The sequence below is a fragment of the Streptomyces sp. NPDC037271 genome (genome assembly GCF_055603605.1).
Window position 1 is genome coordinate 67,528 of the sequence record NZ_JBVJVN010000029.1, and the last position, 11,244, is coordinate 78,771.

An 11,244-nucleotide genomic window follows, 5' to 3' on the forward strand; every position below is an offset into this window, starting at 1 on the left:
CAGGGGTGCCGCGGGCCGCGGCCACTGTCAGTGGTGGCCTCTACTGTGGCGTCATGTCGGAGATCAGGTATGTCCGGGGTGACGCCACCGTCCCGTCGGTCAAGGGCGTCAAGATAATCGCCCACGTCTGCAACGACCTCGGCGGCTGGGGCAAGGGCTTCGTCCTGGCCGTGTCACGCCGCTGGCCGGAACCCGAGGCGGCCTACCGCGCCTGGCACCGCGACCGCGCCTCCAACGACTTCGGGCTGGGCGCGGTCCAGCTCGTCCAGGTCGAGCCGTACGTGTGGGTGGCCAACATGATCGGCCAGCGCGGCATGAGGACCGGCAGCAAGGGCGTCCCCGTGCGCTACGAGGCGATCGACACGGCACTCGGCCGCCTCGCCGACAGGGCGGCCGAGCTCCAGGCGTCCGTGCACATGCCCCGCATAGGCTGCGGCCTGGCCGGCGGCAAATGGTCCCGAGTCGAACCGCTCATCACCGGGCGCCTGGCCCGGCGCGGCGTCCCCGTGACGGTCTACGACCACGGCGACGCCGCCTGAGACCTGCCGGCCCAGTGGCCAGCGCTCAGTGCTCGTGCACGTCGTTCGTCGCGGCGATCTTCCGCCACGACCGTGGGCGCACGGGCGCGTCCGACGCCTTCGCGAGGGACGCCGCGCGCGCCGCCGGAGCGTCGGGTTTCGACGGCTGGAACAGCCAGGTGTCGAACAGCGCGGCCAGCGGCTTGCCGGAGACCTCCTCGGCGTACCGCCGGAAGTCGGTGACGGAGGCGTTGCCGTGGGCGTACCGCGCGGGCCATCCCTTGAGGATCGCGAAGAAGTCCTCGTCCCCGACCTCGTCGCGCAGCGCGTGCACGGCCAGCGCGCCCCGGTCGTAGACCGCGATGTCGAACTGGTTGTCCGGCCCCGGATCGCCGGGCTTCACCGTCCAGAACGGGTCGTCGGCCGGGCGGGAGGCGTACGTGTAGTCGGCCAGCTCCTGCGCCGTGCTCTCGCCCTCGTGTTCGGACCACAGCCACTGGGCGTACCGCGCGAAGCCCTCGTTGAGCCAGATGTCCTTCCAGCCGCGCACGGAGACCAGGTCGCCGTACCACTGGTGGGCCAGCTCGTGCACGACGACGGACACGTTCGACCCGATCGCGAACTGCCGGGGGCTGTAGAACGGACGGGTCTGCGTCTCCAGCGCGTACCCGGTGTCCGTGTTCGGCACGTATCCGCCGAGCGCGTCGAACGGGTAGGGCCCGAAGTACCCGGCCAGCCAGTCGGCGACCTCCCCGGTCCGTTCCACGCTGGCCCGCGCCGCGCCGTCGTTCGCGCCCAGGTCCTTGCTGTAGGCGTTGACGACCGGGATGCCGCCCCCGGTCGTGCCGGTGGTGAGGTCGAACCGGCCGACCGCCAGCGTGGCCAGATACGTGGCCTGCGGTGTGTCGGAGCGCCAGTTGAACCGGGTCCAGCCCAGCCGTGAACTCGTCGACCGGAGCGTGCCGTTGGAGACGGCCTGGGTGCCGTCCGGAACCTGCACCGACACGTCGTAGGTGGCCTTGTCGAGCGGGTGGTCGTTGCTGGGGAACCACCACCAGGCCGCCTCCGGCTCGCTCGCGCCGACGCCTCCGTCCGGGGTGCGGTGCCAACTGGTGAAGCCGTACGCCTTCTTAGAGGACGGCACGCCGCTGTAGCGGACGACGACGGTGACGGGTGTGCCCTTGGCCAGCGGGCTCTTCGGGGTGATCTCCAGCTCGTGCTCGCCCGAGGCCGCGAAGGACGCCTCGGCACCGTTCACGCGAACCTCGCCGACGTCGAGCAGGAAGTCCAGATTGAACCGCGACAGGTCCTGGGTGGTGCGGGCCAGGATCGTCGCCGTCCCCTCCAGCCGGTCCGTGGCGGGCCGGTACCTCAGGCGCAGGTCGTAGTGGGAGACGTCGTATCCGCCGTTGCCGTACGCCGGGTAGTAGGGGTCGCCGATACCCGGAGCGCCGGGGGCGGGGGCCGCCGCCGACGCCGGGATCGCCAGCATGAGGGAAGCGGCGCCCAGCGCGCCCGGCACGATGATGCTGCGGTGCACGAAAGCTCCAAGTCGTCGGGGCACGAGGTCTGTTCGGAGCCTATTCGTCCCTTGTGCGTGCAGTCGTGTCCACGGCCGCCCTGTCACACGTTTGCCATTCGGCCGTGTCGCGACACCCGGCTCGAGGAGACACCCGACGCCCTCTTCTGCGCGGGAGTCGACCGATGTACCGTCCCGCGCATGCCGATACGCACGCGCTTCACGATCTGGAGACCGCTCGCGACGGCGGCCACGGCCGCTCTCATGGCAACCTTCCTCACACCCGCCGCGGCGGCGCACCCCGCAACCCCGCGACAGAGCGAACCGGTCCACTCCTACGAGGACGCCATCCGCGAGGCCGTCTGGGTGGACACCGGCCACGACGGGGACGGCGACGGCGAGGACGACCGCGTCGCCGTCGACATCGTCCGCCCCCGCGAACCCGCGCGGCAGGGCCGGAAGGTCCCCGTCATCATGGACGCCAGCCCGTACTACTCCTGCTGCGGGCGCGGCAACGAGGGCCAGAAGAAGACGTACGACGCCGACGGCGACGTCGACGGGATGCCGCTGTACTACGACAACTACTTCGTGCCCCGCGGCTACGCCTTCGTCGGCGTCGACCTGGCCGGCACCAACCGCTCCGACGGCTGTGTCGACGTCGGCGGACGCTCCGACGTCCGGTCCGCGAAGGCCGTCGTCGACTGGCTGAACGGGCGCGGGAAGGCGTACACCAGCCGCACCGGCGGCGAGCGCGCCCAGGCTGGCTGGACCAACGGCAGGACGGGCATGATCGGCAAGAGCTGGGACGGCACCGTGGCGAACGGTGTCGCCGCCACCGGCGTCGAGGGCCTGGAGACCATCGTCCCGATCGCCGCCATCTCCTCCTGGTACGACTACTACTTCAGCCAGGGCGCCCCGCTGTACGACTCCGGCCCGGAATGGCTGTCCGACTACGTCAACAGCCCCGACGCGCGCGCGAAGTGCGACGCCGTCCAGCAGAGGCTCGTCGACGGTGCCCCGCGCACCGGCGACTGGACGAAGCCGTGGACCGAGCGCGACTACGTGAAGGCCGCGAGCAAGGTGAAGGCGAGCGTCTTCCTCGTCCACGGCATGCAGGACCTCAACGTCCGCATGCAGCACGTCGGCCCGTGGTGGAACGCCCTCGCGAAGAACGGCGTCGACCGCAAGATATGGCTCTCCCGGACCGGCCACGTCGACCCCTTCGACTTCCGCCGCGCCGAGTGGGTCGACACCCTGCACCGCTGGTTCGACCACGAACTGCTCGGCTACGACAACGGCATCGACCGCGAGCCCATGGCCGACATCGAACGCGGGCCCGACCAGTGGGAGACGTCGAGGACCTGGCCGCCGCGTTCCACCGCCACCACGACCCTGCGCCCCGCCGACGGCGAGCGACCGGGCGTCGGCACGCTCGGACTGCGCCGGGACCACGGCACCGAGACCTTCACCGACGACCCCGCGCTGAACGAGACCGACTGGGCCGCGCACATCGACGAGCCCACTTCGGGCAAGGCCGGTTTCGTCACCGGCCCGCTCACCCGCGACCTGCGCCTGTCCGGCGCCTCCGAGGTCACCGTCACCGCCCGGTCCAGCACCCCGACGGCCCACCTCTCCGCCGTCCTCGTCGACCTCGGCCCCGACACCATCCGCGACTACGCCGACCCCGGCGAGGGCATCACCACCCTCACCGACCGCACCTGCTGGGGCCCGAGCACCCCGGGCGACAGCTCGTGCTACCGGGAGACGGCGGCGAAGACCACCGACGTGGACTACACGGTCGTCAGCCGCGGCTGGGCCGACCTCGGCAACCACGCGTCCAAGTGGCGGGGCCGCCCGCTCACCCCGGGCAAGGCGTACACCATCACCCTCGACCTGGCCGCCACCGACCACGTCGTCCCGGCCGGCCACCGGCTCGCGCTCATCGTCGGGGGCACCGACAAGGACCTCATCGACCCTCCCGCCGACACGCCGACACTCACCGTGGACCTCTCCCGCACGTCGGCACGCGTACCGTTCGTCGGCGGCACCGCCGCGTTCGCCGAGGCCACCGCCGGTACCGCGACCGCCGCTCCCGCACCCGCGCCCCTCGACGGCGTGACCGCGCCGCACACGACCCACCGCGTCCCGAAGGGAGGCCGATGAACCGCCTGCGCACCCTCACCGTAACCACCGCGGCGGCCACCGCGGCCCTCGCCGCGTCCCTCCTCACCGCACCGGCCCAGGCCGCCGGCCCCGCACACCACCCGCCCCGCACCGGCTTCGAGAAGACGCACGGCGCCCGCTGGACCAGCCAGCCCGAGGAGCAGGCGCTGCTGGCCGCCGCCGACCGGGCGAGCGACCGCGTCGCCGTCGACCGCATCGGCACCACGAAGCAGAACCGCCCCCTCCAACTGGTGACGATCGGCAGGCCCGCCGCCCCGAACAAGGTGCTCCTCGTGTGCAGCCAGCACGGCGACGAGCCCTCCGGCCGCGAGGCCTGCCTGTCCACCGTGCGCGACCTGGCCTACGCGACGGACCGGCGGACCCGGCGCTTCCTGGACCGCACCACCGTGCTGGTCGTGCCCACCGCCAACCCCGACGGCCGGGCCGCCGACACCCGCGGCAACGGCGACGGCGTGGACGTCAACCGCGACCACCTCGCCCTGAAGACGGCCGAGGCCCGCGCCCTCGCCGCCGTCGTCCGCGACCAGCGCCCCGACGTCCTCTACGACCTGCACGAGTACGGCGCCACACCCCCGTACTACGACAAGGACCTCTTCGACCTCTGGCCCCGCAACCTCAACACCCACACCCGGGTCCACGACGAGGCCCGCGCCCTGTCCGGCACGTACGTCCGCCCCGCCGCCGAGCAGGCCGGCCACTCGACCGGCACCTACGGCATCTGGACCGACCCCGTCACCGGCGACCCGGTCAAGCAGACCGCGGGCGACGGCCAGGAACGCATCCTGCGGAACATGTCCGGCGTGAAGCACTCGGTCGGCCTGCTCATCGAGAGCCGCGTCGACGCGCTCACCGACGCCGAGCGCGAGGACGAGGCCCTGAACAACCGGCGCCGGGTGAAGTCCCAGCTCGCGGCCCTGGACGGCATGTTCCGCTACGCCGACCAGCGGCGCGGACGCGTCGAGGCGGCCACCGCGGCCGCCCGCCGGTCCGGCCCGGCCGACTCCGGGGCCGTGTACCTCGGCGGCGCGGACAACGACCCGCCCGAGCCCACCGAGGTGATCAAGGACCCGCCCTGCGGCTACCGGCTCACCCCCGCCCAGTACACGGACCTGAAGGACGAACTGGCCCTCCATGGTGTACGTGCGCGGCAGGACGGGGAGAAGGGCGCCTACGTACCGCTGCGCCAGCCGCTGCGCGCCCTGGTGCCGCTGCTCCTGGACGAGCGAGCGACGTACCGCTTGACGGTGGGTGAACCCGACACCCACTGCTGATGAGGTGAGTTCTGCGTCGCACGTGGTAAGGGCGTAACGGAGGATTGTTTTCAGCCTCACCGACTTGAAAGGTGCCGCCTGTGACGCAGGACCGACCGAGCGACAAGGAACACCACGAAAGAGGCACGCTGCCGGGTTCGGAAGCGGGCCTGCCGGGGCGGGAGCACAAACCCCGGACCGACCGCGTCGTCTTCGGCGTCACGGCTGTCCTGACCCTCGCCTTCGTCATCTGGGGCGCCGCCGGCACCGACTCGCTGCAGGACGCCTCCGGCACCATGCTCAGCGGCCTGATGCACAACGGCGGCTGGGCGTTCGTGCTGGCCGCCTCCGGCTTCGTCGTCTTCGCGCTCTGGCTCGCGGCCAGCCGCTACGGCCGCATCCACCTCGGCGCCGAGGGGGAGAAACCCGAGTTCCGCACGGTGTCCTGGGTCGCCATGATGTTCAGCGCGGGCATGGGCATCGGCCTGATGTTCTGGGGCGTGAGCGAGCCGCTGGCGCACTACACGGCCGCCCCGCCGGGCTCCAGCCCCGCCGACTCCGGCGACCGCATGGCGACGGCCATGGCCACCACCCTGTTCCACTGGACACTCCACCCGTGGGCGATCTACGCGGTGGTCGGCCTCGGCATCGCCTACAGCACGTTCCGCAGGCGCCGCCGTCAGACCATCAGCGCCGTGTTCACGCCGCTCATCGGCGAGAAGCACGCCAACGGGGTCAGCGGCCGGGTCATCGACATCCTGGCCATCATCGCGACGGTCTTCGGCTCCGCGGCCTCGCTCGGCCTCGGCGCGCTGCAGATCGGCTCCGGTGTCGAGAAGCTCGACTGGATGGACAAGGTCAGCACCGGCCTGCTGGTCGGCATCATCGCGGTGCTGACCGTGGCGTTCGTGGCCTCCGCGGTCTCCGGCGTCGAGAAGGGCATCCAGTGGCTGTCCAACACCAACATGGTGCTGGCCCTGCTGCTCGTCGTGTTCGTGTTCGCGGCGGGCCCGACCATCCTCATCCTCGACCTGCTGCCGACCTCGGTCTTCGCCTACCTCGGCGACCTGCCCGAGATGGCCGGCCGCACCGAGATCAGCGGCGGCGAGGGCGTCGCCGACTGGCTGGGCAGCTGGACGGTCTTCTACTGGGCGTGGTGGATCTCCTGGACGCCCTTCGTCGGCATGTTCATCGCCCGCATCAGCCGGGGCCGGACCATCCGCCAGTTCATCGGCGGCGTCATCCTCGTCCCCAGCACGGTCAGCCTGGTCTGGTTCGCGATCTTCGGCGGCTCGGCGATGAGGCTTCAGGAGCAGAACCGGCTCGGCGACGAGACGACCCCGGAGGGCCGGCTCTTCGCCGTGCTGCAGGAGTACCCCATCGCCACCGTCACCAGCCTGCTGGTGATGGTCCTCGTCGGCATCTTCTTCGTCTCGGGCGCCGACGCGGCCTCCATCGTGATGGGCACCCTCTCGCAGAAGGGCGCCCTCGAACCCAGCCGCTGGGTCGTGGTGTTCTGGGGTGTGGTGACCGGCGCGGTCGCCGCCATCATGCTCCTGGTCGGCAGCGGCGAGGGCGACGCGCTCACCGGTCTGCAGAACCTCACGATCCTCGCGGCGGCGCCCTTCGTCATCGTGATGATCCTCATGTGCGTCGCCCTCATGCGCGACCTGCGCCGCGACCCGCTCATGGTGCGCGGTGAGATGGCCTCCGAAGCCGTCGAGCTGGCCGTCATCGAGGGTCACAAGCGGTACGAGGGCGACTTCGAGATCCGCATCGGCCCGGGCCCCGGCACGGACGTGGAGGGCGATCCGATCGGCAAGCACCACTGACCGCCGCCGAGGCGATCGGCCGGCGGGGGACCGGAGGGGACGGCACGCAGGCTGCGTGCCTGCCCCTCCGGTCCCCGGGCGCGGATCAGCGGCAGGCGAGGCCGGCCGCCTCCCGCGCGCAGCCCCAGGCCACGGTGACGCCCGCGCCGCCGTGGCCGTAGTTGTGCACCAGCAGCCGCCCGTCCGGCAGCGCCTCGCGCTCCAGCCGTACGGCGTCCCGCGCGGGCCGCAGGCCCACCAGGTGCCCGAGCACCCTCGCCCCGGCGATCTCGGGCCGCAGCGCCGCGCACCGCCGTACGATCGCCTCCGCGACCGCCGGGTCCGGCTCGGCCGACCAGGCGTCCTCCTCGGCCGTACCGCCCAGGACCAGCCGGCCGGGCTGCGGGAAGAAGTACGCCATCTCCCCGGAGACGGGATCGGTGGAGACCATCCAGGTCCGGATGCCCGGGTTCTCCACGACGACCAGTTGCCCGCGCACCGGACGCACGGACGGGTCCGGGACCAGCTCCCGGGCGCCCAGCCCGGTGCAGTTGACCACGACCGGCGCGTCGGCCTCGGCCGGAGCGGCCACCGCCCGCGTCTCCACCACGCCGCCCGCGGACACCAACCGCTCCCGCAGCCACGGCAGGTGGGTCGACATGTCGATGAGCGGCAGCCGTGCCCACAGCCCCGCCCCGCCGTACTCCTCCGGGGTCGCCGCACGCAAGCCCGGCAGCCGGGCGGCCGCCCACGCGTCCACCTCGTCCAGGCCGGTCTCGCCCAGCACCCCTTCGACCATGCGTACGCCGCTCTCCCCGGGCCGCGCCGCCATCTCCTCGTACACGTCCAGGGAGCGCAGCGCCCACGCGCGCGCCGCCGCGACCGGCTCGATGCGGTACGGCCACCACAGCGCACCCGCGACCGCCGAGGTGGTCCGCTCGACGGGCTCCCGCGTCCACAGCCGCACCCGCCTGCCGCGCTCGGCGAGAACGACGGCCGTCGTCAGCCCGATCACACCGCCGCCGACCACGACGATTTCGTCATCCAGTTCGGTTCCCACACCGGGACGTTAGCGAATGCCCCATGCCGTGCTCGAAGCGGTCCCGCCCCGGGAATACTCACCGCATGGCTGCCGAGTACGCGACCTTCGGTCTGGCCCCGGCGATGCGCGCCGGTGGTGTCCTCGCCGACGGCGACTACCAGGTCCACCGCGACTTCGTGGACTTCATCGTCGACGGACGTCCCCTGCTGTTCCGCCTCTCCGACCTGGACGCCGTCTCCCCGCTCGCCTCCGACGTGCCGCCCGCGATCTTCACCGCGCAGGTCCGCAGCCTGCTCCTGGAGAGCGACGCCCCCCTGCCCGAAGGCCGGTACGTCATCTACGGCTGCCCCGAGTGCGAGGACCTGGCCTGCGGCGCGGTGACCGCCGTGATCCTGCGGGACGGCGACGACTTCGTCTGGCGGGACTTCGCCTGGCAGACCGGCGAACACGCCGACCTGGAGTTCAACGGCTACCACGGCATCGGCCCGTACCGCTTCCCCGGCGCCGAGTACCGCGCGGCCCTCGCCGCCCTGCTCGACGGCTCCGCGCACATCCGACGCCGGGTCCTGCTGATCGGCGCCCGCGTCGCCCTGCTCGCCAAGCTCGCCGCCGCGCTGCGCACCATCGGGATCGGCGCCGACATCACCGCTGACGCCGGTGACGTACCGGCCGACGAACTGCGGGCCTACGGCGCCGTCGTCTTCGGCCGCGCGGTCCCCGAGGCGGCGCGGGCGGCCGCAGTCCGCGCCTTCGCCGACGCCGGGGTGGACGTGGCCCACGTCGACGGCCTCGCCCCGATCGTCCCGCTGCTCGTCGCCCAGATCGAACACGCCCTGGACCCCGGCCCGGCCGAGCGGCGCCGGCTGACCCGCCTGACGGCGACCGGCGCCGCCGCGGACGTCGAGGTCACCTCGCCCTGCCGGGTACGGCTCACCGCCTACCGTCTGGACCGCCTGCACCGCACCCGCACCCATGAGGTCTTCGACGGCGTACTCGAAGCGGGCGGCCACCGCGTCGGCCTGGACGCCCGGGCGGTGAAGGGGGAGTCCTTCGTGGTGGCACGGGCCCCCGGAAGCGTGCTGGTGGCCGCGGTGACGCACGGGAAACCCGGCTGAGCGGGCCGCGGACCGCCGTTAGGATCGACGGTCTGATGACTGCCACCCTCGTCGCCAAGAACCTCGCCGCCGGCCACGGCGACCGCTCCCTGTTCACCGGGCTCGACCTCGTCGTCGCGCCCGGCGACGTGATCGGACTCGTCGGAGCCAACGGCGCGGGCAAGTCCACCCTCCTGCGGATGCTCGCCGGACTGATCACCCCGGAACAGGGCGAGCTGCGCCTGTCCCCGCCCGCGGCCGCCGTCGGCCACCTCCCGCAGGAGCCGGAGCGCCGGCCCGGCGAGACCGTCCGGGACTTCCTGGCCCGCCGTACCGGCGTCACCGAGGCCCAGCGCACCATGGACGAGGCCACCCAGGCCCTGGTCGACGGCGCACCGGGCGCCGACGACGCCTACGCGACCAGCCTGGAGCGCTGGCTCGCGCTGGGCGGCGCCGACCTCGACGACCGCGCCGCGGAGACCGCCGACGCGCTCGGCCTGACCGTCGGCCTCGACCAGCCGATGACGTCCCTGTCCGGCGGGCAGGCCGCACGGGCCGGCCTCGCCTCCCTCCTCCTCTCCCGCTACGACGTCTTCCTGCTCGACGAGCCGACCAACGACCTCGACCTGGACGGCCTGGAGCGCCTCGAACGCTTCGTGACCGGCCTGCGCGCGGGCACCGTCGTCGTCAGCCACGACCGCGAGTTCCTCACCCGCACCGTCACCAAGGTCCTCGAACTCGACCTCGCCCAGCGGCAGATCAACCTCTACGGCGGCGGCTACGAGGCCTACCTGGAGGAGCGCGAGGTGGCCCGCCGGCACGCCCGCGACGAGTACGACGAGTACGCCGACAAGCGGGCGTCGCTCCAGGACCGGGCGCAGATGCAGCGCACCTGGATGGACAAGGGCGTCAAGAACGCCCGGCGCAAGGCGGGCAACGACAACGACAAGGTCGGCCGCAAGTTCCGCAGCGAGGCCAGCGAGAAGCAGGCCGCCAAGGCCCGCCAGACGCAGCGCATGATCGAACGCCTGGACGTCGTCGAGGAGCCGCGCAAGGAGTGGGACCTGCGCATGGAGATCGCGTCGGCGCCGCGCTCGGGCGCGGTGGTCGCCACCCTCCGCGACGCCGAGGTCCGACGCGGCGACTTCGTCCTCGGGCCGGTCTCCCTGCAGATCGACTGGGCGGACCGGGTGGCGGTGACGGGAGCGAACGGCGCGGGCAAGTCCACACTGCTCGCCGCCCTCCTGGGCCGCGTCCCGCTCGACGCCGGACACGCGGCGCTCGGCTCCGGCGTCCTGCTCGGCGAGGTCGACCAGGCCCGCAAGCTGTTCTACGGCCCCGAGTCCCTGCTCGACGCCTTCCGAACGGCGACCCCCGACACCGAACCGGCCGACATCCGCACCCTCCTGGCCAAGTTCGCCCTCAAGGCGGACCACGTCGTGCGCCCGGCGTCGACCCTCTCCCCGGGCGAACGCACGAGGGCGGCCCTGGCCCTCCTCCAGGGATCGGGCGTCAACCTCCTGGTTCTGGACGAACCGACCAACCACCTCGACCTGCCGGCCATCGAACAACTGGAGTCGGCCCTGGACGCGTATCAGGGCACGCTCCTGCTCATCACCCACGACCGCCGCATGCTGGACGCGGTGAGGGTGACCCGCCGCCTCGAGGTGACGGACGGCAAGGTCGTGGAACGCACGTAGGCGCGGGCCGCTGCCCCGCTCCTTCACGGGGACGCGTGGGGGGGGGGGGGGGGGGGGGGGGGGGGGGGGGGGACCCCCCCCCCCCCCCCCCCGGTGCGGGTGTCTGGGTCCAACCAGAACACCCCG

8 protein-coding genes are annotated in these 11,244 nt (G+C 72.6%); 6 read left to right on the forward strand and 2 right to left on the reverse strand.

What is annotated here, in order from left to right; genetic code table 11:
* Positions 1-53 precede the first annotated feature (53 nt).
* Positions 54-539 carry a macro domain-containing protein gene (locus ACZ7G3_RS32065; protein ID WP_470929874.1) on the forward strand — a complete coding sequence of 162 codons (486 nt, stop codon included), beginning with the start codon at positions 54-56 and terminating at the stop codon, positions 537-539.
* 25 nt (positions 540-564) lie between these two features.
* On the opposite strand, the gene ACZ7G3_RS32070 is transcribed toward ACZ7G3_RS32065, so the two are convergent.
* Positions 565-2,058, reverse strand: coding sequence for a M1 family metallopeptidase (locus tag ACZ7G3_RS32070; RefSeq protein WP_470929876.1), 1,494 nt, complete (start codon positions 2,056-2,058; stop codon positions 565-567).
* Positions 2,059-2,238: 180 nt separating this feature from the next.
* Here ACZ7G3_RS32070 and ACZ7G3_RS32075 point away from each other — a divergent pair, with 180 nt between their 5' ends.
* From ACZ7G3_RS32075 to ACZ7G3_RS32085, 3 genes are all read left to right on the forward strand, one after another.
* Positions 2,239-4,200: a Xaa-Pro dipeptidyl-peptidase gene (locus tag ACZ7G3_RS32075; protein WP_470929878.1), complete on the forward strand. Its 1,962-nt coding sequence runs from the start codon at positions 2,239-2,241 to the stop codon at positions 4,198-4,200.
* Positions 4,197-5,492, forward strand: coding sequence for a M14 family metallopeptidase (locus ACZ7G3_RS32080; protein WP_470929880.1), 1,296 nt, complete (start codon positions 4,197-4,199; stop codon positions 5,490-5,492). Before ACZ7G3_RS32075 ends, ACZ7G3_RS32080 begins: the two co-directional genes overlap by 4 nt.
* Before the next feature lie 80 nt (positions 5,493-5,572).
* Positions 5,573-7,303, forward strand: a complete 1,731-nt coding sequence (locus tag ACZ7G3_RS32085; protein WP_470929882.1) for a BCCT family transporter — start codon at positions 5,573-5,575, stop codon at positions 7,301-7,303.
* Positions 7,304-7,388: 85 nt separating this feature from the next.
* Here the strand turns inward: ACZ7G3_RS32085 and ACZ7G3_RS32090 are convergent, their stop codons facing one another.
* Positions 7,389-8,342 (reverse strand): FAD-dependent oxidoreductase, encoded by a 954-nt coding sequence (locus tag ACZ7G3_RS32090; RefSeq protein ID WP_470929884.1) that lies wholly within the window; start codon positions 8,340-8,342, stop codon positions 7,389-7,391.
* Positions 8,343-8,407: 65 nt separating this feature from the next.
* On the opposite strand from ACZ7G3_RS32090, the gene ACZ7G3_RS32095 reads away from it, so the two are divergent.
* Positions 8,408-9,439 (forward strand): oxidoreductase, encoded by a 1,032-nt coding sequence (locus ACZ7G3_RS32095; protein WP_470929886.1) that lies wholly within the window; start codon positions 8,408-8,410, stop codon positions 9,437-9,439.
* A gap of 35 nt (positions 9,440-9,474) precedes the next feature.
* Positions 9,475-11,118 (forward strand): ABC-F family ATP-binding cassette domain-containing protein, encoded by a 1,644-nt coding sequence (locus ACZ7G3_RS32100; protein ID WP_426603395.1) that lies wholly within the window; start codon positions 9,475-9,477, stop codon positions 11,116-11,118.
* Positions 11,119-11,244: the final 126 nt, after the last annotated feature.

What these genes read in the sequence shown, in the direction of transcription:
- ACZ7G3_RS32065 (WP_470929874.1), top strand. Translation starts at nt 54, where the DNA reads ATGTCGGAGATCAGGTATGTCCGGGGTGACGCCACCGTCCCGTCGGTC.
- ACZ7G3_RS32075 (WP_470929878.1), top strand. Translation starts at nt 2,239, where the DNA reads ATGCCGATACGCACGCGCTTCACGATCTGGAGACCGCTCGCGACGGCG.
- ACZ7G3_RS32080 (WP_470929880.1), top strand. Translation starts at nt 4,197, where the DNA reads ATGAACCGCCTGCGCACCCTCACCGTAACCACCGCGGCGGCCACCGCG.
- ACZ7G3_RS32095 (WP_470929886.1), top strand. Translation starts at nt 8,408, where the DNA reads ATGGCTGCCGAGTACGCGACCTTCGGTCTGGCCCCGGCGATGCGCGCC.
- ACZ7G3_RS32100 (WP_426603395.1), top strand. Translation starts at nt 9,475, where the DNA reads ATGACTGCCACCCTCGTCGCCAAGAACCTCGCCGCCGGCCACGGCGAC.